Raw genomic sequence first — 24,490 nt, 5'->3', positions numbered from 1 at the left:
TATCTCCTCCCAAGCCCTGACGAGGACACTCAGGCTGATCCTGTGGAGCGGACGCCCTGACAGCGGACCTTGACTGTCCAGGGAGGCATGTCCCGGTGGGAGGTGCGTCTCCGTTTGCGGAGGAGTTCCGGAGGGACGCCGTCGCGCTGCACCGCGCGACGGCCGTCTCGGCGCAGCACGGTACCGCCCTCAACGCCCCCGATCACATCTGTTGACCGGGCAGCCCCGATGTGAGGTCCTTCGCGGGCGGGATGTTTCAGGTGTTCGTTTCCAGGCCGCTGACGAGCCGGATGAACTGTGCCGCGGTCGAGTTGTCGTAGAACTCCCTGACCGACGGTTTCGGTAGGTGCCTTCTCTGCATCTCGGAGAGCGCGCGCACCACCAGGAGGGAGTTTCCTCCCAGCTCGAAGAAGTTGTCGTCGGGACCCACCTCCGTCTTCAGGAGTCGGCTCCAGATACGCAGGATGTCCTCGGTGATGGCGCCGGACACCGGCTGCGGAGCTGCCGGGTCGCTCTCCGCACCGGACGGGTGGTGCTGCCGGACCTGCGGCAGGGGTACGGGAAGTCGTGACGTGTCCAGTTTGCCGTTGGCGGTCAGGGGCATCGACGGCACCGGCGTGAAGGTGGTCGGGATCATGTAGGAGGGCAGGAACCGGGCCGCCTCGGCGAGCACCTGCCGAGGATCGGCGGACTCCGTCAGCAGTCCGTAGGCGTCGATCCTGCTGCTCGCGGGGTCGCCAGGGATCTCCTGCCGCACCACCACGGCCGCCTCGTGGACCGAGGGGTCGGCGAGCAGCACGGAGCGGATCTCCTCCAGTTCGATCCGGTGCCCCCGCAGTTTCACCTGCTGGTCGGACCGGCCGAGGTGGTCGAGGCTCCCGTCGGGGCGAAGCCGTCCCAAGTCGCCGCTGCGGTAGGTGCGTTCACCGGTGAGGGGGTCCGCGCCGAACCGTTCGGCCGTGAGGCCGGGCTGTCCGAGATAGCGGTCGGCCAGCCCGGCCCCCGCCACCCAGATCTCGCCGGTCGGCCCCGGGGGGAGGAGTCGTCCCGAGCGGTCACGGACCGAAACGGACCAGCCGGGCAGCGCGTGGCCGACCGACTGGGAGTCGTGCAGGACGGCACGGGGCGTCATCGTCTGCGCTGTCGTGTGCACGGTGGTCTCGGTGATGCCGTACATGTTCACCACCCGGCAACTGGTGGGGGAGTGCTGGGCGAACCAGGCTGCCAGCACTCGTGCGGGCAGCGTCTCCCCGCCCAGGACGACCAGCCGCAGGGCGAGCCGGTCGGCCGATCGCAGGTCTGCGCGGATGAGCGGAGCGAAGGCCGACGGCGTCTGGTTCAGCACGGTGACGCGCCGGGAGGCCAGCAGCGAGTGGAACTCGTCGGTGTCGCGGGTGACCCAGTACGGCGCGACCACCAGACGGCCTCCGGTGAGCAGACAGCCCCAGATCTCCCAGACGGAGAAGTCGAAGGCGCTGGAGTGGAAAAGACTCCACACGTCGGCGGGGCACAGCCCGAAGTCCGCCTCCGTCGCCCGCACCAGGGCGCCGACGGCGCTGTGCGGTACGACCACACCCTTGGGACGGCCGGTCGAACCGGAGGTGTAGATCGCGTAGGCGGCCGAGCCCGCACCCGGCTCCGAAACCGAGCCCGAAACCGAGCCCGAAACCGAGCCCGAGCCCGAGCCCGAGCCCGAAACCGAGCCCGAGCCCGAGTCCGTTCCTTCCGTGTCGGGAGGCGGGGCGGTGGCCGTCGTACCGGTGGCGAGCAACTCGTCTGGAGTCACGGTCCGTACGTCGTCGACGGCCGGAAACCGTTCCGTGGTGGTGACGACGACCGGCAGCTCCGCATCCTCGACGATGTGACGCAGGCGTTCCGATGGATACCGCACGTCCATGGGCACATAGGCGCAGCCGGCCTTGAGTACGGCGAGCAGGGTGGGCACGAGGGAGATTCCCGGATCGAGGCAGACACCCACCCGGCGCCCCGGGGACACTCCGAGCGCGCGCAACCCCGCCGCCATGCGGGCGGCCCGTTCGTCGAGCCGGCGATACGTCAGTTCCGTCCCGTCCGCCTCCAGTGCGATGTTGTCCGGTTGCCGGCGCGCCACCGCTTCGAAGAGGCGGTCGATCCGTTCGGCTGTTCCTTCCGCGATCCCGGCCCCGCCCAGTCGGAGGATCTTCTGTGTCTCGTCCGGTGTCATGAGGGGGATCCGCGACACCGTTTCCTCGGCGGACAGCCTGGTGAACCGGCCGGCGAGGCGGGTGACGTGCCCGCAGAACTGCTCGGCGATCTCCGGGGCGATCTCGCCCTCGTCGAACCAGCACGTCCCCGCGAGTGAACCGTCCGGCCGCGGGGTCGTGTACAGGGTGAGCGGGAAGAGCGGTGCCAGACAGGGCTGATAGCGGGCCGCCTCCTCCGTGACGCCGAACACGACACCGACGGCCGGTGTGCTGGGCGCTGTCACGGGGCCCGCGGAGAACTGCGCGAGGAGCGTGGACAGGTCCGCTCGCTCGTCGACGGTTCCGCGGTACACGAAGCCGTCTTCCTCCCCATCGTGCTTCCCGCGATCGAGTTCGCTGTTCACGTGGCCGGGTTCACCACTCCTGCGGTCGACGTAACCGCTCGGGTGCGCGAGGGAGTCGTCGCACAGAGGTCCGCGGTACGGGCCGCCGTCCCGTGCGAGGGCGCCGATCTCCACCGTGTCGCGCTGGCCGTAGCGGGCCAGCGTCAGCGCCACCGCGCCGAGCAGCAGCCGTCGGTCGGAACCGGCCAGGGGAGACAGAGCGAACCGCACGCTGCCGGTCGTCCCCGTCTGCCCCGGGTCGCCGAGCCCCCACTCGACGGCCCGCCGAGGCAGGGCGGACCCGGTGGCGGCGGTCGCGGCGAACGCGGGGATCTTCGCCGCCGAGGGCCCCTCCAGGAGCAACCCCGCCAGCGGGCCCAGTACCGGGTACGGCACCGCCGACCGGACGGCCACCAGGACGAGATCGGCCACCCCGTCGGCGTACGACACCACCACGGCACGGACCGGGTGGCGGCCGGGACCGATGGGTCGCAGCGCCTCGACGCGTACCAGGTCTCGTGCCCGGGCGTCCGCGTGGCCCATCGGTACAGGAGTGATCCACACACGCAGCGGGGTCGCCGCGGGGTGGCGGGCGGCGCCGGCCGCGAGGTGGTGTCGCAGCGCTACCTCGTCGAGCGGGCCGGGCACGCGGACCACCAGGCTGTGGCAGGCCTGTGCGTGCTCGCAGGGCCGGTGTCCGAAGGGGGGCCGTGGCCCGGTCGCACGCGACCCGTCGATCGGACCGCGCGTACGGGTGACGGTCGTCATGGGACATCTCCGGTCGGTCGTTGCGGGTCGGTTGCGGATCGATGAGGGCGGACGGCCCGGCGGAGTGTGCCGCTCAGCGGGTTGTGAAGCCGCCGTCGACGGTGAGTGCGCTGCCCGTGACCTGCCGAGAGTCGTCACCGGCCAGCCACAGGGCCGCCCCGGCGATCGCGGAGGGGTCGATCAGCGCGTTCATCGGCTGTCCCTGGAGGAAGGTCTCGGCGTGGTCCTCGGCCGGTACGTCGAGGGAGCGGGCGATCTCCGAGAGCATGCGTCCCTCGACCACGGGGTCGTCACGGACCGAACCCGGACACAGCGCGTTGACCCGCACCTGGAACGGCGCGTAGTCGAGGGCAGCGGCCTTGGTCAGCCCGATCAGGCCGTGCTTGGCGGCCACGTATCCGGCGAAGTGCCGGTACCCGACCAGGCCCGCGGTCGAGGACACGTTGATGATGCTGCCCGACCGCTGCGCCACCATCGCCGGTGCCACCGCCTTGATCATGCGCCAGGCGCCGGACAGGTCGACGTCCAGCATGAGTGACCACTCGGCCTCCTCGATCTCGTGCGCCGCTCTGCCCGAGGGGGCGGCGATGCCCGCGTTGTTGAGGAGCACGTCCACCGCGCCGAACCTGTCGAGCGCTCCTTCCACCACGGTCCGTATCCGTTCGGCATCGCGCACGTCGACGTGTTCGGCCACGACGGCGCTGCCGTGCAGTCGGCACAATTCGGCGGTGTGCTCCAACTGGGTGGGTGAGCCGAGCGGATAGGGCACACCGTCCAGGTCCTGAGCGATGTCGACAAGCAGCAGATCGGCGCCCTCCCGGGCGAACCGGACGGCGCACTCCCGCCCCAGCCCCCGTGCCGCGCCCGTGACCAGGGCCGTTCTGCCCTTCAGCGTCATGGCGTGCCCTCTGCTGCCGGGTGACCCGCCACGGCGCGCAGTACCGGCTCCGGTGAGTCCGTGAGGTACATGTGCCCGCCGGGCAGCTCCGTATAGGTGAAGGGGCCCGTGGTGACGTGCCTCCACTCCTGGGCCTGCGTGCGTGACACGAGGGTGTCCTGGGTGCCGCGCAGCGCGGTGACGGGGACGGTCAGCGGCTGCCGGGAGGACGGCCGGTAGCTCTCGTGCATCATCACGTCGGCACGCAGCGTGGGCAGGAGCAGTTCACGCAGGTCCGGGTCGTCGAACGCTTCGTGCCGGTAACCGGCGAAGTCCTGCACCCGCCGCAGGAACTCGTCGTCGTCGATCGCGACGGTCTGTTCGCGGGGTCCCGCCCAGGGAAGCGGGGAGCCGCTGACGAAGAGGTGATTCAGTGCCGGGTGGGTGATCCGTTCGAGTTCCCGTGCCACCTCGTAGGCGAGGATCGCGCCGAGGCTGTGTCCGAACAGGGCGATCCGTGTGCTGTGCGCGGTCTGTTCGAGTGCCTGGGGTGTCAGGTGTTTCACGGCGTCGGCGACGTCGGTGAACGGGCTCCGATGGAACTGCTCCTCGCGGCCCGGCAGTTGGAGCGGCACCACCTCGATGCCGGGCTGCGGCGGCTTTCTCCAGCCGCGGAAGAAGCTGGCTCCGCCGCCGGCGAAGGGCAGGCAGACGAGTGAGAGGTGATCGGACGGCATGGTTCCTCGCAATTCGTTGGCCGGTCGTGGCATGCCGGGTGCTGTCGGTGCGGAGTTTCGGCGGGGGTGGTCGAGGAACCGGTCAGTCATGGCCGGGCGCCCCCTTGCCCGGGGACAGTTGACGGGCGGCGTCCGCCACCAGTCCGGCGACCCGGGTGCTGTGGGTGTTCACGAACAGGTGACCGCCGCTGACGGGCACATGGGCGAAGGCGCCGGTGGTGAACCGCTGCCAGGACGCCGTCCGGTCCGCGTCCGCCAGCGGATCGTCCGTCCCGTAGAGGGCCAGCACCGGGCAGTCGACAGCCCGTTCATGCAGAAACTGCCGGTCTCCGGCGAGCATCGCGTCGGCGCGCAGGACGGGCATGAACACCTCCCGCAGCTCCATGTCGTCGAGCAGCGCGTCGTCGATGCCTCCGGCCCAGCGGAACGAGGCGAGGATCTCGTCGTCCGTCCACGCGTCGGTCGGCCGCTCGTCGGCGGCGAAGGGCGCGGGAGCCGCCCACGGCGGGGTGCGGGCGGCCACGACGAGGAGCGACGGCGCGGACATGGAGGGAAAAACCTCCTGGGCGACGTGCGCGGCCAGGGTCGCCCCCAGACTGTGTCCGTACAGGATCAGCGGGCCGACCGCCAACGCCCGTACCGCCTCCGCCAGTTCGGCGACCTGCTCCTTCAGCTCGGTGTTCGGCGGTACGTGGAAGCGGCCCTCCCTGCCGCCGAGATGGGCCGACCACACGGTGCCGGCCGTGGACAGCACTGCGGGCCACTGCCTGAAGACGCTCGGCCCGCCTCCCGCGTACGGGAAGCAGACGATGTCGGCGCCCGTCCGGCGGCGGTCGGACAGGAGCCTGAGAGGCGGCAGGCTCACGTCGCCTCCCGGTGCCGGGAGCGGGTTCGGCCCCCGGGCGGGGCCAGTGCGCCGAACGCGGCGTCCAGCGTACGCAGTTGATCGGCGATCCAGGGCAGCCGCAGCGGGTCGGGCGAGTCGAGTGCGGCCGTCTGCTGTCGCGCGTTCTCCCCGTAGAGCATGCTCGTGGCCGCCCGGAACCGCAGGGCTCCGGCGGAGTCACCGAAGTGGTGTCCCCCCAGCACGGCCACACCGGCCTGCTTCAGCAGGTGTTCCGCCAGGGACGCCGAGTCCCGGATGCCGTGTCGGGCGAGGTCCTCGCGCAACGGCTCGAAGTCCGGGTACACGTAGAAGCCGGCGCTGGGAGCACGGCACCGGGCACCGTGCGCCACCATGATGTCGTGCACCGCGGTGGCGACGACGCCGTGCAGCCGGGCGGAGGCCGCCATCCGCTCGCGCACCGGTGGCGGCTCGGCCAGGGCGTACGCGGCCACCTCCTGCATCGGGCCCGACGGCGTCGACCACACCTCGCTCGCCACCGAGAGCACCCGGTCGCGAAGACGGCGCCCCCGGGCACTGTCCGGGAACCGGGCCAGCCCTATCCGCCAGCCGCCCAGCGCCAGGCTCTTGCTGAGCCCGGTCAGGACCACGGTGTGCTCCGGCGCCACCGAGGCGGGGCTGAGGAAGGGCCGGCCGGGGGAGTGCGGCAGATCGCGGTAGATCTCGTCGGAGAGGACGGTCACCCCCTCGCCCCGGGCCACCTCGCACACCTCGCGCACGAGGTCCGGCGGGGCGGTGGTGCCCGTCGGATTGTCGGGCACGGTCAGCACCAGCGTGCCCACCCGCCGGCGTCCGTCCGCACGGCGAAGGTCCCGCAACACCGCCCGCAGCGCCTCGGGGTCGGGCACACCGCCCCACCGGTCGGGGATCGGCACCCGGTGCACCCGGCGGCCGAACAGCTCGGCCTGGGGCGCGTACGTCACCCAGCTCGGGTTCGGCAGCAGGACATCGCCGTCGACCGCGGCGAAGAGCGCCATCAGCAGCGGCTTCGAACCCGGGGCGAGGACCACCTGCTCGGGCCCGGTCGGCAGCCCCCGGCGCGCGAAATAGGCGGCCCCGCTGCGGCGGACGGCCGCATCGCCCGCCACCTCGCCGTAGCCGGTGCGTCCGGCGCCGGACGTCAGCCGCTCCACCAGTTCGGGCAGCACGGGCAGTCGTGCCTCGCCGAACCCGAGGTGCACCAGCGGCTCCCCGGCCGCCCGCCGCTCGGCCACGAGCCGGTCCAGGGCCAGGTTGGGGGAGACCCGCCAGGACCGCACGGGCCGCCCGCCGGCCGGCGCCGCACGGGAGACTTCGTCGCTCATCGGCCCTCCAGCTGTTCGGCTGTGACGGAAAGTGCGTCCGGTCCGGCGGCGAGATCGGCGGGCTCCGGTTGGTCCGGTCCTGCCACGTCGTCGAGCAGGGCCGCGGCGATGTCCGCGGGCACGGTCGCGTCGTCCGGGCGCAGAGCGTCGATCCACGCGGCGCTGTCGTCGTGACGCATCAGGAACGGGCGGCCCACCAAGGCGGGATCACGGGCCTGCACCAGCCGGCACTGGAAGAACCGGCCGTGCGGCAGGGACAGTTCGCCGTCCACCACGATCTTGCCCGCGGAGGCCGACATGACCGGCCCGCGCACCGTTCTGGCCAGGCCCGGCAGCCGCTGGTAGGCCTGCTGGAAGAGGTGCACGGCCCGCGACAGCGGCACTTCGAAGTAGCGGTGCGGGCCGGTGTCCCGGGCGACGAACATGTAGTAAGGCACCGCGCCCGCCGCGCTCTCCTGCCGCCACAACTGTGTCCACGCGTCCACGGTGTCGTTGACGTGCGCGACGAGCGGCGCCTGGCAGTAGACGACCGCCCCGGTGGACCGGATCCGCGCGAGAGCGCGGCGCGCGAGATCGGTCGTCAGCTCCCTGCCGTGGCTGAAGTGCGCCATCACGGCCAGCGTCCGGCCGGTGGCTGTCACCTGTTCGAAGAACCGCAGGACGTCGTCGCTGTCCCGGTCGGTGACGAAGCGCGCGGGCCAGTACGCCACGGCCTTGGTCCCGATCCGCAGGGTGCGTACGGTCTCGATGTCCAGGAGCGGCGTCAGATGACGGCGCAGCAGTGCGGCCGACATCATCATCGGATCGCCGCCGGTCACCAGGACGTCGCTGACCTCGGGCCGCTGCCGCAGATAGGGGACCAGCCGTTCCGGGCCGTGGGCGGCGAAGCGCAGCTCCGCGTCGTCCACGAACTGCGCCCACCGGAAGCAGTACGTGCAGTAGGCGTGGCAGCTCTGCCCTTGAGCAGGGAAGTACAGGACCGTCTCGCGGTACTTGTGCTGGACGCCCGGCAGCCGGGCACTGTCCGCGAGCGGGACGTTGAGCTCCCGCTGGCCCCCGGGATGAGGGTTGAGGCTCGCCCGGATGCGGCGGACGGTGTCGATGCGCAGCCGGTCCGACGGCGCACGTGACGCCACCCTCCCCAGTGCGCGTTCATGGGCGGCCGGCAGCATCCCCGGCTGGGGGAAGACCAGTTGGAAGACGGGATCGGCGGGAATGTCGGACCAGTCGATCAGCTCGGACAGAACATAGTCGTTGACCCGGAAGGGCAGCACCATCGAGAAGCGCTCGACGGCCGCGCGCACGCCGTCGGAGAGTCCGTAGCGGGCGGCCACCCGGTCGAGGTTCCTCGGCCCGTACGCGCGGTACGACGCGGGGCCGGCCAGGTGGCTGGCTGCGGCTTCCATGTGCCCTTCCTTCCCACAAGGGGGCGCCGGCGGTTCCGGCCGGTCAGTCTCCGGTGCTCTCGCGCACACTGCGCGGACGCATGTCCGTCCACACCTCGTCGATGTGGTCGACGCACTCCTGCCGGTGTCCCTCGAAGCCGGTCGGCGTCCAGCCCGCCGGCAGGTTCTTCGTGGTGGGCCACAGGGAGTACTGCTGCTCGTCGTTGACCACGACGGCGTAGCGGTCGAAGGGGTCGTCGTCGGCTCGTTCGCTCACGTGGGTCCACTGCTCCTTCTGTTGCTTCGTCGAGCATTGAGGTCGGCGCCTTCCACCGGCCGGTTCTCTCGTGTCTCCTCGATCCGGGCGGCGATCCCCGCGACGGTGGGCTCCTCGAACAGCAGGCGCAGCGCAACCTCCGCGCCCAGCGCCTCGCGCATCGTGGCCACCACCCGGGGAGCCATCAGTGAATGACCGCCCAACTGGAAGAAGTCGTCCCGCACGCCCACGGCGGCGAGCCCCAGGACATCCGCCCAGATCCGGGCGACCGTCTCCTGGACGAAGCCGCGCGGAGCGACCTGTCCGGTGCCGTGCGCGGTGGGCGCGGTGTCGGGCTCCGGCAGCGCGGACCGGTCGAGTTTCCCGTTCGCGTTCACGGGCAGGGCGTCCAGCGCCATGTACGCCGACGGAACCGAGTGTTCCGGCAGCAGGGTCCGCAGATGTCCGCGCAACTCCGCCGGGCCGGGCACCGGGGTATCCGCCGGCGCGGTGACGTAGGCGACGAGCCGGGCGGCGGGCCCCTCCCCGCTCGCGACCACCACCGCGCCCCGCACCGCCGGGTGCGCCAGCAGCGCGGCCTCGACCTCCCCGCACTCGATGCGCACACCACGGACCTTGACCTGATGGTCGCCGCGCCCGACGAACTCCAGCACCCCTCGCGTGGACCAGCGGGCACGGTCCCCGGTCCGGTACATCCGGTCCCCGGGCGCCCCGAACGGATCAGGGACGAAGCGATCGGCGGTGAATCCCGGACGCCCCAGATAGCCCCGCGCCACACCGATGCCCGCCAGATACAGCTCTCCCTCGGCGCCGGGCGGCAGTTCACGCAGCAGGCGGTCCAGCACATGGACGCGGGTGTTGTCCATGGGACGGCCGATGGGCACGGCACGCTCGTACGGCCCGGTCACCGGCATGAACACACTGTCGCCGCTGACCTCGGTCGCCCCGTAGAAGTTGACGAGCCGGGCGCCGGGCAGGGTGCGCGCGAACCGCTCGGCCAGCGCGGGCGACAGGACCTCGCCGTCGGCGATCCAGAGCGTGCACGCGGACAGGCTCTCGGCCGACGGCCCGGCGTCGAGCAGGGCGGCGAGCATGCTCGGCACCATCATGACCCGCCCCACCCGGTGTGCGGCGAGAAGCCCGGCCAACTGCTCGACGTCGCCTGCCTGTTCGGCGTCGGCCAGCACGACCTGGCCCCCGTGCACCAGCATGCACAGGATCTCCGTCGAGCCGTCCACGAAGTTCATCGACGACTTCGCGCACATGAGGTCGCCGGGCCGGACGGGGAACGCGCGCCCGAACCACAGCAGCCGGTTGACCATCCCCAGGTGGGTGCCGGCGACGCCCTTGGGTGTTCCCGTCGAGCCCGACGTGTACAGGACGTAGGCCAGTTCCTGCGGGGCGAGAGAGGAGTGGTCCGGATCGGCCGACGGGGCACGGGCGGTCAGGGCGGACTCGCCGGGATCGTCCAGTACGACGGTGACGGCGGGGGAGCCCGCGTCGCCCGCCGGGACCGCGTCACACCGGGCACGAACGGTGAGCAGCAGGGACGGGCGGGCGTCGGCGAGCATGTGGGCGAGGCGCGCGGGCGGATAGTCCGGATCGAGGGGCAGACAGGCGCCGCCGGACTTCAGCACGGCGAGCAGGGCGACGACCGTGTCCAGGGAACGGGGCAGGGCGAGCGCCACGAGACGGCCGGGCCCCGCGCCCCGTTCGCGCAGCCGATGAGCGAGCCGGTTGGCGGACGCGTTCAGCTGCGCGTACGTCAGTGTGGTGTCGCGGAAGGTGACCGCGGCCGCGTCGGGGGTGCTCGCGGCCTGCCGTTCGAACAACTCGGGCAGCGTCGTACGGGGGAGTGGGGCGTCGGTGCCGTTCCAGCGGCGCAGCTGCTCCCGCTCGGCGGGCAGGGACAGTTGAAGGTCCGCCAGGCGCTGATCGGGCCGCCGGGTGATCGAGACGAGCAGTTGCTGGAAGCGTCGGGCCATCGCTTCGACGCGCTCGGGTGCGAACAGGTCGGTGCGGTGGACGAGATGCCCGGTGAGCCGGCCGTCCTGGTCGACCATGTGGCATTCGAGGTCGAACCGGGTGGTGGCCGAGGTGATGGGCAGCCTCTGCGCGTCGAGCCCCTTCAGCCGCACCTCCTCCACGGGGGTGTTCAGCAGCTGGAACATGACCTGGGCGAGGGGGATGCGGCTGAGATCGCGCTGCGGCGCCAGCTCCTCCACCAGCCGCGCGTAGGGCAGGTCCTGGTGGGCGTACGCGTCCAGCGCGCACTCCCGGGTGCGGCGCAGCAACTCGGTGAAGGTGGGGTTGCCCGAGCAGTCGGCCCGCAGGACCAGCGTGTTGACGAAGAACCCTATGAGGTGTTCGAGTTCGGGGCTGGTGCGCCCGGCGATCGGGGTGCCGATCGGGACGATGTCGCTCTGGGCCGTGTGCGACAGGAGCACGCCCACGGCGGCCAGCAGGGTCATGAACAGGGTCGCGTCGTGTGCGCGGCCCAGTTCGCGCAACCGGTCCGCGACCTCGGCCGGTACCTCGAAGGTGACCGTGGCGCCGTGCTGTCCGGCGAGCGCGGGACGGGCGTGATCGGTCGGCAGGTCCAGGGAGGGCGGCAGGTCAGCCAGCCGGGAGCGCCAGTACGCGGTCTGTTCCCGCAGGGGCCCGCTCTCCAGCCACTGCCGCTGCTGGACGGCGAAGTCCGCGTACTGGAGCGGCAATTCCCTCAGGTCTGGTCGGCCACCCGTGGTGAACGCCTCGTACAGGGTGTTGAGTTCGCGCCACAGGACGCTGTCGGACCAGGCGTCGAAGACGATGTGGTGCACCACCAGCCCCAGCACGTGATCGTCCGGTCCGAGCCGGTACAGCGACGCCCGCATCAGCGGTCCCGACCGCAGGCTGAACGGGCGTGCGCCGTCGGCGGTCACGGCCTCCTGGGCGGCGCGCACCGGATCGGCTGCCGTCGACAGGTCGGTCACGGGCAGGTCCACCGGCGCGGGCGCCCGGACCTCCTGGCGGGGGCGCCCTCCGGTGGTGGGAAAGACCGTGCGCAGGACCTCGTGCCGGGCGACCAGCGCGCTGAGCGCCCCGCGCAGCGCCGCCGCATCGAGCCGACCGCGCAGTCGCACCGCACTGGGGATGTTGTACGTGGGGCGGCCGGGCGTGAGCTGATCGAGGAACCACAGGCGCTGCTGTGCGAAGGACAGCGGCACGTTCTCGGTGCGCGGACCGGCGGTGAGGGTGCGCGGGACGGCGGTGAGGGCGGCTCGCCGCACGGCGGGGGCGAGAGCGCCGACCGTGGCGTGTTCGAACAGCACGCGGAGGGGGAGGCCGGTGCCGAAGGCCTTGTTGACGCGGGACATCAGCCGGGTGGCCAGCAAGGAGTGGCCGCCCAGGACGAAGAAGTCGTCGTCCCGGCCGACCGACGGTGTGTCGAGGACGGTGGCGAAGAGGTCGGCCAGGACCTGCTCGTCCTCGGTCAGGGCAGTCTCCTGCCCCCCTTCCGGACCGGGCGACGGAACCGACGGGCCGGGCAGTCCTCCCGCGGAGGCACCGGCCCGCTCCGCCGCACCGCGCCGCTGAGCCGGCCGCTCGCGCGCTTCGCGTGGGAGGTCCAGCTGCCCCAGCCGAAGGCCGGGATCGGCGACCGCCTGGGTCAGGAGGCGCTGCAAGCAGTCCGCCAGCAGGAGTGCGGTCGGCCGGTCGAAGAGATCGCAGGAGTACTGCAGCGTGCCCTCCATACCGGCCGGGGCCCCCACGGTTCCGCGCTCCCGCACGTACAGCGCCAGGTCGAACTTGGCCTCCTCCAGTTCCACCGGCTCGGCTTCGTCCCGCAGCCCGGGCAGATCCAGGCCGCCCTCGATACCGTCGTTGAGCGTCACCATGGTCTGGAACAGCGGATGTCGGCCGAGCACGCGCGGCGGGTTCAGCGCTTCGACCAACCGCTCGAACGGAAGCTCCTGATGGTCCATGGCGTCCAGGGACACCTCGCGCGCCCGCCCCAGCAGGTCGCGGAACGTGGGATCCCCGGAGGTGTCCACGCGCAGGACCAGGGTGTTGACGAAGAAGCCCACGACCTCGTCGAGCGCGATGTCGCTCCGGCCGGTCACCGGGGTGCCGATCGGCACGTCCGGGCCGGCGCCCAGCCCGCTCAGTGTCCCCGCCCACGCGGCGAGGGCGACCGCGAAGACACTCGTGCGGCACTGCCGGGCCAGCGCCACGGCCTGCCGGTGCGTCGTCGCGTCGACCGCCACGGGCACCGTCCCGCACCGCGCGGGCGCCCGGCCCGACCGCGGCCGGTCCACCGGCAGCGGGAGCTCGTCCGGCAGACCGTGCAGAGTCTTTCCCCAGAAGGCCAGTTCGCGGGCGGCCGTACTCGCCGGGTCCGACTCCTCGCCCAGGGAGGCGTGCTGCCACAGGGCGTAGTCCCGGTAGCGCACCGGGACGGCCGCCCAGCCGGGACCTCTGCCGTCGCACCGGGCCCGGTAGGCGTGGCGCAGGTCCCGCAGCAACGGCCCCAGGGACCAGCGGTCCACCGCGATGTGGTGGAAGGACAGGGCCAGTACGCTCTCGGCCGGAGTCACGGTGAACAGCCGCACCCGCAGGGGCAGATCGGCCGACAGATCGAAGGGAATCCGGACGAACTCCCCGACCTCCGCGGTCAGCCGGTCCCTCGTCGTGTCGGACGCGGAGAACACGGCCGCGGGCGGCAGCACCTTCTGCCGCGGCAGACCGTCCATGGACGGGAAGACGGTGCGCAGACTCTCGTGCCGCTCCACGATGTCGCCCACGGCACAGGCCAGCGCGGCCACGTCCACCTCGCCGTGCAGCCGCCAGACGAACGGCGAGTGATAGGCGCCGCCCTCGCCGATCTCACCGGCGAACCACAGGCGCCGCTGCTGGTGGGAGAGCGGGGCCGTGTCCGGGCGCGGGCGCCGGGCGAACTCGGCCAGTGAGGGGGGAGGGGGTAGGTGCGCCATGGGAGCTCCCGCTGTCAGCCGGTGGGCTTCTGATAGACGGACACGTGGAATCCGGAGCCGGTGAACCGCTCGCTCTGCCAGCCGCCCCAGCGGCAGGACAGCGGCAGGCCCGCCAGTTCGCCCATCAGGTCCAGCTCCGAGGGCCAGACGTAGCGGTAGGCGAGCGGATAGAGACGGTTGCCCGCCTCGGTCATCACGACCTGCTGACGGTCGACCCGCTGGAGCACCGGGTCATGAGTGGCCGCGAGCATGACCATCCGGTCCATGCCCACGCTCAGCGTGTGCATCGACTGACGGTCCGTCAGAAGGTAGGCCTGCGGCGCCGACAGCTGCAGCACGAACACCCCGCCGGGAGCGAGCACTTCGGCGACCCGTCGGAAGCACCGCACCTGCTCCTCCTGCGTGAGCAGCAGCAGGAAGGTGTTGAAGACGCAGTAGACCAGGTCGAAGGGCCCCTCCACCGCCACGTCCGCGAAGTCGCCGACGACGACACGCACCTCGTCCCCGGACAGCTTGCGTTCGAGTTGCCCCGCCATGGCCTGCGACCCCTCGATGCCCGTGGTGCGCACGCCCTGGCGCGCCAGGGGGATGGCCACCCGCCCTGTCCCCACGCCGAGTTCGAGCGCACAGCCGTCCTTGGCGTATGCGGCGAGGAACTCGGTGGCTTCCGCCTCGTCCGTCGCGACAGCCCAGTCCTGGAGGTCGTAGTCCGGCATGGTGTCGCCGAACGTGGCCGCGTTCCAACCCCGCACTGTGTTCTCCCCTCACTTCGGCGGGTGCTCCCCGCCGGCCCCCTCCCCGGTGGAAGGGGCATGCTTCAGCTTTTCGGTGCCGGTACGGCAGGCCGATCGCGCAGGCGGGCTCCGGCCAGCGGCACCAGCGCGAGGGTGAGCAGCGTCGAGACCAGCAGGGCGCCCCTGGTCCCGGCCGACACGACCAGAGGGCCGGCCAGCAGCAGCCCGACAGGCCCGGCCAGCGCCGAGCCCGCCGCCCACAGCGTGAGCACGGGCTGCTGCTGGTCCGGTTCCAGCACGGACTGCACGAACGTGTAGACCACCGGAACGAACGGGGCGTAGACGAAACCCCCGACGAAGAAGACGCCCACGGCGACCGGTACCGAAGGCGCGAGCGCCAGCAGTGCGGGCACCAGGGCCCAGATCGCGATGATGCCGACGAGCAGCCGCTGCTGCGGGAGGGCCCGCAGCGCGTTGGTCGTCAGGGCGCCCAGCAGCGCGCCGACACCGAAGCCGCCCCAGATCGCGCCGAGAGCCGTGCCTCCGCCGCCGAGCCGGCCGTCCACCAGCAGCGGCAGCGCCACCTCCACCGGCATGTAGAACAGGTTGAAGCAGAACACCACGACGAACAGCCGGGCCGCGACGGGCACCTGGCCCAGAATGCTCCAGCCGGACGCCGGAAGCGTCGTCCCCTCGACGGTCCCGGCACGTGGCGGTACGGCCAGACACACCGTTCCCAGCAGAACGAGGAAACTGACCCCGTCGAAGACGAGCGCCCAGCCCGGATCGGTCAGCGCGGCCAGCACGCCTCCCAGGAGGGGACCGGCGGCATACAGCGCGAGATTGCTCGTCGTGCCCAGCAGGGCGTTCACCGCAAGCCGCCCCGCCGGCTCCACCTGGGCCGTGGCGATCAGACGTCGGCTGCTCAGTGCCGTCATCCGCAGCACCGAGCCGAACAGCAGGGCGAGGACGAGTGGCACGAGCGTCAGCCGGTCGAGCAGGGCCAGGACACCGAGGCCGGTGAACAGCGCCGCGCGCAGCAGACAGTCACAGACGACCAGGGCTCGCGGCGGGATCCGTACCTTGCTGAGCCCGACGGCGAAGGCGAACGCGGTGCCCAGCACGTACGGAGCGCTCTCGACGAGCGAGACGGCCACAGCCGGTGAGGTGTCGCCGTGCACGCGCAGCGCCAGCAGCGGCAGCGCGGTCAGCAGCATGCCGTCGCCGAGGTTCGACACCAGGTCACCGGCGAGGAACGCCGTCAGCCGCGTACTGCGCAGGACACGCCGGTACGTCCAGGTCTCCTGCGACTCCTGTGTCGCCCGCTTCGCCGTCACCGTCACACCTCGGCGGTTCGCACGTCGTGGATCTCCCGGCCCCGCGACGGCCGGAAGGACTGGTCCTTGACATCCAGGCTCCGCGGAGTCAGCCGCGCCCAGCGGATCCCCCGAGTGTTCGGGTCGCCTGCCATGCTGAACCGCGGATCCCACGACGCCTCGTCCGGTCCCAGATAACGTCGGAGTTTGCGTCGCCCGCGCGCGGTGTCGAACGGCAGCACCTCCCCGGTGCCGTACGCGATGACCTGCCTGACCGTGCCGGTCACCAGGTCGCAGGTGTCGACGACGAGAGCGAACGACGGGTCGGCCGCCAGTCGGTGTGCCAGGCGCGACCAGGGTCCGGTCAGCACCCAGAACGCCTCCTCTTCCCACAGGAACCACACCGGGCGGATCACCGGGCCGGCGGTCGCCAGTCGCGCCACCAGCGGCCGCGCCAGGAACTCCGGCACGTGGAAGGGTGCCTCGTCGAGCGACTGGAGCCCCTCGCCGAGGCGGAGCACCCTCATCGCGGAATCCGTTCCAGCGCCCGGGCCAGCCGGGGTCCGGCCGTGGCCATCTGGTCGGGAACGGCACACGAGAACGACAGCCGCAGGGTCGAGTCGTCCGGGTCCTGCGCGAAGAACGTCCGGCCCGGGACGAACGAGACGTTCTCCCGGAGCGCCTCGGGCAACAGCGCCGTGGCACTGCTGCCGTCGGTGAGCCGGGCCCACAGGAAGAAGCCGCCGTCCGGCACGGCGAAGCGCAGCCGCCCGCCCAACGCGTCGCGCAGCGAGCCGACCAGGATGTCCCGCCGACCGCGGTAGACCTCCTTGGTCGCGGCCAGCCGCTCCGCCAGGGCACCGGGCGGCCGGACCAGTTCGTGCACGATGCGTTCGAGGAAGGTGGAATTGCCCAGGTCCGCAGCCTGCTTGATCTTGTTCAGTACGACGGTCAGCGGCGGCGGCGCGGTCAGATGGCCCAGCCGTGCGGCGGGGAAGAGAGTCTTCGAGAAGCTCCCGATACGGACCGCTTCGGGGGACAGCGCGGCCAGCGACGGCAGGGCGGGCCCGGTCCGGTCGTAGGCGAGTTCGGCGTACGGGTCGTCCTCGACGAGCAGGAAGCCGTACCGGGAGGCCAGCACGACCAGCCGCTCGCGCTGCCCCGCGGAGAGGCTGAGCCCGGTCGGATTGGCGAAGTTCGGCACGACGTACAGCATTTTGGGACGCAGCCCCTCACGCAGGGCGCTCTCCAGGGCCGTGAGGCCTTCGTCGGCGGCCAGCGGCACCGCCACGACGTCGGCCTCGAAAAGCCGGAACACCTGAAGCGCGCCCACATAGCTGGGCCGGTCCACGACCACCACGTCACCGGGATCGAGGATGGCCTTGCACACCAGGTCGAGCGCCTGCTGCGAACCGTGGGCGAGCACGGTCGCGGCCGGTGCGACCGGACGGCCGAGCAGCCGGCTCAGGTCGTCGGCGATCCACTCCCGCAGGGGCCACAGCCCTTCGGTGTCCCCGTACTGCAGCGCGTCGGGCCGGGACAGGATCCTGCCCACGGCCTGAGCGACCTCGGCGGCGGGGAAGGTCTCGGGGGCGGGGCTGCCGGCCGCCAGTGCGGTCATACCGGGTGCGTCGGACAGGCGCAGGACCGTACCGACGGCCGAGGCCGCCAGCCGGTCCGTGCGTACGGCGAGTCCCGCCACGGCGGGGTCCGGTGCCGGCGTGTCGGATGTCGTCGTGGATCGGGGGCGCAGGGTGGCGTGTTCGGACACGGGCTGCTCCTCATCCCTGGGCGGGTGGTTGGCCGAGGTGGTCCTGCCGCAGCCGTAGTACGAAGGCGGCGAGAGTGTCGGTGTCGAAGACGAGGCGGACCGGTACGCGTACCGAGAGCTGTGAGCGCAGCACGACGACGAGGCGCGCGGCGGCCATCGAACTCCCGCCCAGTTCGAAGAAGTTGTCGTCCGCGGCCACGGAGTCGACCCCGAGCACACCGGCCCACGCTTCCGCCACCTGCCGTTCCAACTCGGAGAGTGGCTCGGTCCGCGGCGGGCTGTCGCTGAGCTCCCCGGCGTCGGTGCGCCCGGCAGCCGGACGCGAGGTCGCGGGGGACGGCCCGAGGACGCGGTCCGGCAGCGTGACCAAGGGTGCGTCCGGATCCTCGGCCAGCGTCCGCAAGGCGTCGAGCACGTCCTCGGACAGCCGGGCCGCGGCGGCCGGTGCCAGCCGCGCTCGGTCGTACTCGACGCGCTGGACCCACCCGGCGGGACTCTCGTTCCAGTACACGAGCAGATCGCACTTCGGTGCCCGGCTCGGCAACTGGTCGATCAGCCAGCGCACCCCGTCTGCGGCGGTCGCCTCGCCTGGGAGCCGGTTGTACAGGAACATGACCTGGGTGTACGGCGGATACGCCGCCGAGCGCCGCGCGGCCCGGGTCGTACGTCCGACGATGTCCTGGAAGGGCACCGACCGGTGCGGCCAGGTATCCAGCGCGATCTGCCGCACCGACGCCAGCAGGGCGCGTCCGCTCGTCGTCGCGTGCAGCGGGATGCTCAGGGGCAGGAGGTTGACGAAGAACCCCATCCGGTCGGCGTCCTCGTCCGTGCGGACGGAGACAGGGGCGGCGATCGTCAGTTCGTCGTTGGAGTGCAGCGGTTGCAGAGCCACGGTGAGGCAGGCCGTACCGATGACGAACGGGGTGACGCCCTGCGATCCGGCGAGAGCGCGTATCCCGGCGACGAGCCGGTCGGGCACATCGCGCTCGATGACGCCGAGACGGTCCGCGCCGCCGGGCGTGAGAACCGGATCGGTCCAGACGTGGGGCCGTGCCTGCGCGAGACCGTCGAGCCACTTCTGTGTCGACGGACCGATCGCGGACGCGCGGCTCCCGACTGCGACGGAGGGCGGTCCCGGCGCGGGTGGTGCGAGCACTGAGGGTTCCGCCGCCGCGTCGTAGAGCGTGACGAGATCGTGGAGGAAGATTTCCGCGGACCGCCCGTCCCACACGATGTGATGCACGGCCATGGCCAGCACCGAAGGCGTCTGCGCGTCCCGGCTCTCGTACAGCCGCCAGCGCATCAGCGGCGCCCGCGAGAGGTCGAAGGGCGCCAGCAGCCCGTTCGCCGCCAGGTCCGCGAGGAGTTCCTCGGCGGTGGCGACGGTCGGGCCGGCCCTCTGGAGTTCGACGCCCGCGTCGGGAAGTACGACTTGTACGGGGCCGGTGTCCTCGACGCGGAAGACCGTGCGCAGGGCGGGAGTCCGGGCGACGAGATCCCGCAAGGCGGTCTGCAGCCGGGGCACTTCGACGGGCCCGCTCAGCCGCAGCGTCAGCACCTCCACGTAGGGGGCTCCGGTGGGGTCGAGCTGTTCGAGGAACCACATCCGTTCCTGCGTACGCGTCATCGGCAGACGCAGCGGAGAACCGGGCACGGCGGGCCGCGCCCCGGGGCTGCCGTCGTCGTCCTCGCGCACGGTGTCGAGGCCGTCGTCCCGCCTGTCGCCGTGCTCGCCGTCCCGCAGCGTGGCAGCTATCGCGATCGGTGTGCGCTTCTCGAACAGCAGCTCCATGGGCAGGGCGACGCCGAGGCGCCGGATCAGCAGGGCCCGGACCCTGGACAGCCCCTGGGAATCGCCGCCCAGTGCCAGGAAGTCGTCGTGCCCCGCCACCGGGCTGTCCTGACCGAGCACCGTCGCGAAGGCCCGGGCCACTTCCAGCTCCGTCGCGTCCAGCGACCGGGCAGTGCTCTCCGGCATACGGTTTCCAGGTGTCGGCACGGGCAGCCGCGCCCGGTCCAGCTTTCCGCTGGACAGCATCGGCAGCTCCTCCGCCCGGAGGAAGACGGTCGGCACCATGGCCCTGGGCAGCCGCTCCGCCAGGTGGGAGCGGAGTTCGTGGGGGAACACCCCGGCGCCCGCGCGCACCACCACGTGGCAGACCAGCCGGGCGCGCGCCGAGGCGTCCCGCCACACCGAGACGGCGGTGGCGGCGACCGCGGGGTGGGTCAGCACGACCGCCTCGACCTCGCTCACGTCGACGCGAACCCCGTCGATCTTCAGCTCCTGGTCCCGCCGACCCAGCGGGACCAGATTGCCCTCCGGGTCGAGGCGGACGAGATCACCGGTGCGGTACATGCGCCCGCCGTCACCGGCGAACGGATCGGGCAGGAAACGCTCGGCCGTGAGCCCCGGCCTGCCGAGGTAGCCGTGCGCGAGACCGGACCCGCCCACGTACAGCTCCCCCTCGTCGCCAGGCGCGACCGGGGCGAAACGGTCGTCCAGCACATGCAGTCGGGTCCGCGCGATCGCCGTGCCGCACGACGGCAGGCCCGACGGGGGAGGGGTACGGGGCAGCCGGGACACCGAACGGACGCCTGTCGTCTCGGTGACGCCGTAGGAGTTGACGACGTCGAAAGGGAGCCCACGGGGCCAGGTACGAAGCTGCTCGCCGCCGGTGACCAGCAGACGAAGGGCGCCGCCGGCGGGCCACCGCACGCCGAACAGCCGCTCGCCCAGGGAGGTCACGACGACGCTCCAGCTGACGCCCTGTTCCAGCAGCCAGTCCCGGGTCGTCTCCGCGCTCCATTCGGTGCCCTCCGGTGCCACCCGGACACAGGCCCCGGCCGCCAGGGACGACCACAGCTCCCAGCGTGTCAGCGCGAAGCCGGGCGACGAGAGCCAGCTGCCCCGGTCGTGCTCGGTCAGTCGGAAGGCTTCCGCCGTCCACCGGGCTTCGTTGACGATTCCCGAGTGCGGTGAGCCGACGGCCTTCGGCTCACCGGTGGAGCCGGAGGTGAAGAAGACGTACGCGAGCCCCCGGTCGGCGCCGGTCCGTCGGCCCCCGAGTGTCTCGATCCGCTCATCGGGACCGATCAGGAGGTCGCAGCGGGCCGCCTCCATCATGTGCTCGGCCCGCAGCCGGGGCAGCGCGGGGTCGACGGGCACACAGACGGCGCCGGCCTTCCAACAGGCCAGGACAGTCACCACCTGCTCCACCGAGCGGGGCATCCGCACCGCGACCCGGTGGCCGACCGCGCCGTCGGGGCGCAGCCGGCCGGCGAGAGCCGAGGCCCGCCGCTCCAGGCCGGCGAAGTCCAGGTCGCCGTCGGGCCCGGACAGTGCCGTCCGGTGCGGATGCCGGGCACTCATCCGACCGACCAGCTCCTCGACGCGGGACGGACCGGTCACGACGCGCTCAGCTCCGCCGCCAGCAGACGCGGCAGGACTTCGGTGCCCAGCAGGGTCACCGAACGCAGCGCCTCGTCGTGCCCGATGTCGCCGTAGCGGATGTGGAGACTGGCCTCGGCGTCCGGATAGAGCTTCGCCACGTGCCGCAGGGCCTCCGTCACCTCGTCCACGTCTCCCGCTATCGCGGTGCCCGCCGCCAGCAGATCGGCGAAGCGGGTGTCACGGGCCGAGGCCTCCATCTGTTCGTAACCGGGGTACTGGTCCGAGGTGACGCCCCGCCAGGCGGAGTACGCGGCGAGTTGCTTGCTCCTGTAGTGCTCGAAGTGCTCCTCCGCACGCTGCCTGGCCTCCGCCGCGTCCGGGGCGACATAACACTGGTAGCTGACGTGCAGGCGGGCCGTCCCGGGATGGCCCGCCCGCTGCCAGGCGGCCCGGTGGATCCCCAGGAGCTCGACGAGCCGTTCGTGACGCGCCACAACCGGAATGATCATCAAGTGGTATCCGCGCTCGCCCGCCCAGCGGAAGGACTCCTCGGACACCGTCGCGGCCACGAAGACGGGCGGGCCCGGCTGCTGCACAGGCACCGGCAGCAACCGCGGCAGCGGCCCGAACCGGTGGAACGTGCCGTCCCAACGGAAGGACTCCTCCCGCCACAGCCGTTCCACCGCGGCCACGCCCTCCTGCATCCGCGCGCGGCTCTCCGCCATCGGTACCCCGAACGCCTCGAACTCCGAGGGCAGGAAGGCCCGGCCGAAACCCGCGTCCAGACGTCCGCCGGAGAGGTTGTCCAGCATCGACAGCGAGGCAGCCAGCTTGACCGGATGCTGGAAGGCGGGCACCACGGCCCCCGTGACGAGCCGCACCCGGCGCGTCCTCGCGGCGACCGCACCGAGGAACAGCACGGGGTCCGGGCTGTAGCCACCCCACTCGTGGAAGTAGTGCTCCACGGCCCTGACATGGCTGAAGCCCAGCGCGTCCGCCGTCTCGCACAACTGCAGACACGACCTGTAGTAGTTGTGCGCGGGTTCCTCCGACGGGCCTACCGTGGGCAGGAAGGTCAAGCCCACCTTCATGGCCGGTGCCCCCCGGCCGCCGACTCGAACAGATTGCGGTACTGCAGCTCGGCGTACTCCAGCCCGGCCAGCGTCGCCGCGGTCGGCTCGGCGACGTGGTGCGGTATCACCACCGGCTTTCCCGTGGCCTCCGCGAGCAGCTGCACCTTCGCTGCCCGCTCCATCACCACGAACAGCCAGGCGGCCTCCGCGACGGAGCGCCCGCCGGTGAGGAAGCCGTGATTCTGCAGGATCACGGCGGTGCCCGAACCCAGCGTGGCGGCCACGGCCTTGCCTTCCTGGCGGTCGTTGACCAGGCCGTCGAACTGCTCGTACACGTGATGCCGGCCGTACAGGGCGCAGGCGTCCTGGGTGATCGGGTCGAGCACCCGTCCCAGAGCCGACCACGCCTTGCCGTACAGGGAGTGGGTGTGGGCGAAAGCCGTCAAGTCCGGGCGGGCGCGGTGCAGTTCGCCATGGAGTGGATCGACGGAAGGGTTGAGGGCGCCGCGTCCCGAGCCGACCCTGCCGTCCGGATCGATCAGCAGCAGATCCTTCGGCCGGACCCTGTCGAAGTCCAGCCCGAAAGGATTGACCCAGTAGTGCCCCGGCCTGCCGGGGTCGGTGACGCTGATGTGGCCGGCGATGCCCTCGCTGTACCCGAGCGCGGCGAAGAGGTGGATCGCCTCGACGAGTTCCTGTTTGAGATCCTCGGTCCGTACGGCCACCTCGTCCGCCAGATGCTCATCCATGACGCCGCGCCTCCTCCTCGGTCGCGTCGTACGCGCACCGGAATCCGACTTCGTTGTGCCGATCGGTCAACAGGTCCTTGCCGCGGTAGAACGTGGTCAGGCAGACGGGCGGCGAGGTCCAGGTCCCCCCGCGCAGCACATGGAATGCTTCTGGGCGGTTCATGAACTCGCTGCTCCTGCGGCCCTTGAAGAAGGGGGCCATGTCCGACCGCGTGAAGAAGTTCGTCCGGGTCATCTCCCAGACGTTGCCCGCCATGTTGAGCGTGCCGTAGGGGCCCGCTCCCGCGGGCAGCGCGTCGGCGGCGACGACCGGATGACTCGGCCGGTCCAGGGTCGTTCGGACCAGGAGGTCTTCCAGGGCCTCCAGGTCCGGCGGAGTGTCGCATTCATACGCCGAGGAGACGAACTGGGCCCTCTTGGGATCCCATTCGTCGCCCCAGGGATAGCGGCGGCCGTCGGTGCCGCGGGCGGCCTTCTCCCATTCGTCCTCGGACGGCAGTCGGCCCCCCGCCCATTTGGCGAACGACCAGGCGTCGTACCAGTCGATACCCACCACGGGAAAGGACGGATCATTGAAACGAGGATCACGCCGGTGAGCGGGTGTGTGATCCTTGTTCTCGGGCTGGTCGGGGTGCGCGAACTCTTTTGTACCGCGCGTATCGGACAGGAACTCGCTGTAACGGGCGTTGGTCACTGCCGTACGGTCGATCCAGAATGGCGGAAGTTCCACGGCGCGCAGTGGATTGTCGGTGCTGTCCATCTGGAAGGGGCCGACCTCGGTGGCGTTCGCGCCGGCGACGAAGGGGCCGGAAGGCACGAGCACGGCGTCGCGCAGATCCCGTTCGCGAACGGCCGCGGCGACGCTCGCGTGTTTGTCCGCGAAGTGTGCGTCCTCAAGGGCGCGCAGCTCGCCGGGGTCCTTCGATTCGAAGAAGTCCAGCAGCGCCCTTTTGGTGAAGGCCGCGCCGCAGCCGACAGGTTTACGGGCGTATCCGGGGCGCGTGAAATTGCTGGGCCACCCGGAGATGCGGATCATGTGTTCCACGGCTTCGGGCAGCCGGTGACGGCCTGCCGCCTTGATGGCGGTGAACGCGACCCAGTCGACGTCGTCATGGGTGGCGGAACAGATCGCCTCGCGGGACGGCGCGGAGTCGGGGAACCGCTCGGCGAGGGTCTCCACGGCGATCCTGCGGACGTTCCAGTCGCTGTGATCGGTGGTCCAGCGGACCAGGCCGTGCAGGAGTTCCTCGGAGGCGGGCTGTTGGCCGAGCGCCTTCTCCAGCTCGCGCAGACGGGCCGCGTAGTCACTGTCCTCAAGGCCGTTGAGGTCCGTCTCGCCCGTCAGATCCTCGAACACGCGCGTTTCCCCTCTCTCGTCTCTCCCCTGCGGCAGTACCGGGTGGCTGCGTGCCCGCCACCCGGTACCGCGGGCTCTTCATGCGGTACTCACCACTTGGTCGCGGCCTCGCCCGCTTCGCGGGAGCCGAGGAAGTCCTCGTTCGTCATGAGCTGCCTCCTTTCCGTAGATCGCCGTTTTGTCCGACCGCTCAGCGCGGTGGCTCATGGGTGAGGGAACGGCAGAGTCCACTCCGTGAATCCCGATTTCCTCGGGCATGCTCGGAATATCGGAATCCGCTCGCATTCGTCTTTGCGGCGTGACGG

General features: G+C 71.5%; 16 protein-coding genes. All 16 read right to left on the bottom strand.

The genetic code is table 11. The features are described from left to right. Positions 1–256 precede the first annotated feature (256 nt). Complete coding sequence (locus ACFVH5_RS12325) at positions 257–3,334, bottom strand: non-ribosomal peptide synthetase (RefSeq protein WP_385833477.1); 3,078 nt, start codon at positions 3,332–3,334, stop codon at positions 257–259. Positions 3,335–3,407: 73 nt separating this feature from the next. Beyond that, a complete protein-coding gene (locus ACFVH5_RS12320) occupies positions 3,408–4,232 on the bottom strand; it encodes an SDR family oxidoreductase (RefSeq protein ID WP_385833476.1) in 825 nt (274 codons plus the stop codon). Beyond that, a complete protein-coding gene (locus ACFVH5_RS12315; RefSeq protein WP_385833474.1) occupies positions 4,229–4,948 on the bottom strand; it encodes a thioesterase II family protein in 720 nt (239 codons plus the stop codon). The genes ACFVH5_RS12320 and ACFVH5_RS12315 overlap by 4 nt, the downstream gene beginning before the upstream one ends. Positions 4,949–5,030: 82 nt before the next feature. Continuing rightward, a complete protein-coding gene (locus ACFVH5_RS12310) occupies positions 5,031–5,813 on the bottom strand; it encodes a thioesterase II family protein (protein ID WP_385833473.1) in 783 nt (260 codons plus the stop codon). Next, positions 5,810–7,156 (bottom strand): pyridoxal phosphate-dependent aminotransferase, encoded by a 1,347-nt coding sequence (locus tag ACFVH5_RS12305; protein WP_385833472.1) that lies wholly within the window; start codon positions 7,154–7,156, stop codon positions 5,810–5,812. The genes ACFVH5_RS12310 and ACFVH5_RS12305 overlap by 4 nt, the downstream gene beginning before the upstream one ends. Then, positions 7,153–8,562, bottom strand: coding sequence for a KamA family radical SAM protein (locus tag ACFVH5_RS12300; RefSeq protein ID WP_385833471.1), 1,410 nt, complete (start codon positions 8,560–8,562; stop codon positions 7,153–7,155). The genes ACFVH5_RS12305 and ACFVH5_RS12300 overlap by 4 nt, the downstream gene beginning before the upstream one ends. 43 nt (positions 8,563–8,605) lie before the next feature. Continuing rightward, positions 8,606–8,818: an MbtH family protein gene (locus ACFVH5_RS12295; RefSeq protein ID WP_385833470.1), complete on the bottom strand. Its 213-nt coding sequence runs from the start codon at positions 8,816–8,818 to the stop codon at positions 8,606–8,608. Beyond that, positions 8,815–13,794 carry an amino acid adenylation domain-containing protein gene (locus tag ACFVH5_RS12290; RefSeq protein ID WP_385833469.1) on the bottom strand — a complete coding sequence of 1,660 codons (4,980 nt, stop codon included), beginning with the start codon at positions 13,792–13,794 and terminating at the stop codon, positions 8,815–8,817. Before ACFVH5_RS12290 ends, ACFVH5_RS12295 begins: the two co-directional genes overlap by 4 nt. 14 nt (positions 13,795–13,808) lie before the next feature. Beyond that, the gene (locus ACFVH5_RS12285; RefSeq protein WP_385833468.1) at positions 13,809–14,546 is read right to left on the bottom strand and encodes a class I SAM-dependent methyltransferase; all 738 of its coding nucleotides are present in this window, start codon (positions 14,544–14,546) and stop codon (positions 13,809–13,811) included. 65 nt (positions 14,547–14,611) lie between these two features. Continuing rightward, complete coding sequence (locus ACFVH5_RS12280) at positions 14,612–15,865, bottom strand: MFS transporter (protein ID WP_385833467.1); 1,254 nt, start codon at positions 15,863–15,865, stop codon at positions 14,612–14,614. A 2-nt stretch (positions 15,866–15,867) separates the two neighbouring features. Next, on the bottom strand, positions 15,868–16,371 hold the full coding sequence (locus tag ACFVH5_RS12275; protein ID WP_385833466.1) for a pyridoxamine 5'-phosphate oxidase family protein: 504 nt from the start codon (positions 16,369–16,371) through the stop codon (positions 15,868–15,870). Continuing rightward, a complete protein-coding gene (locus ACFVH5_RS12270; protein WP_385833465.1) occupies positions 16,368–17,615 on the bottom strand; it encodes a PLP-dependent aminotransferase family protein in 1,248 nt (415 codons plus the stop codon). Before ACFVH5_RS12270 ends, ACFVH5_RS12275 begins: the two co-directional genes overlap by 4 nt. 10 nt (positions 17,616–17,625) lie before the next feature. Further along, the gene (locus ACFVH5_RS12265) at positions 17,626–21,024 is read right to left on the bottom strand and encodes an AMP-binding protein (protein ID WP_385833464.1); all 3,399 of its coding nucleotides are present in this window, start codon (positions 21,022–21,024) and stop codon (positions 17,626–17,628) included. Further along, complete coding sequence (locus ACFVH5_RS12260; RefSeq protein WP_385833462.1) at positions 21,021–22,097, bottom strand: LLM class flavin-dependent oxidoreductase; 1,077 nt, start codon at positions 22,095–22,097, stop codon at positions 21,021–21,023. Before ACFVH5_RS12260 ends, ACFVH5_RS12265 begins: the two co-directional genes overlap by 4 nt. Then, on the bottom strand, positions 22,094–22,828 hold the full coding sequence (locus ACFVH5_RS12255; RefSeq protein ID WP_385833461.1) for a class II aldolase/adducin family protein: 735 nt from the start codon (positions 22,826–22,828) through the stop codon (positions 22,094–22,096). The genes ACFVH5_RS12260 and ACFVH5_RS12255 overlap by 4 nt, the downstream gene beginning before the upstream one ends. Beyond that, complete coding sequence (locus ACFVH5_RS12250; protein ID WP_385833460.1) at positions 22,821–24,185, bottom strand: SUMF1/EgtB/PvdO family nonheme iron enzyme; 1,365 nt, start codon at positions 24,183–24,185, stop codon at positions 22,821–22,823. Before ACFVH5_RS12250 ends, ACFVH5_RS12255 begins: the two co-directional genes overlap by 8 nt. Positions 24,186–24,490: the final 305 nt, after the last annotated feature.

Origin of the sequence: Streptomyces sp. NPDC127119, from assembly GCF_042677425.1 — a bacterium.
GTDB lineage: Bacteria > Actinomycetota > Actinomycetes > Streptomycetales > Streptomycetaceae > Streptomyces.
Note: the sequence above shows the minus strand (reverse complement) of the source record. Positions and strands in the feature narration are given on the sequence as shown.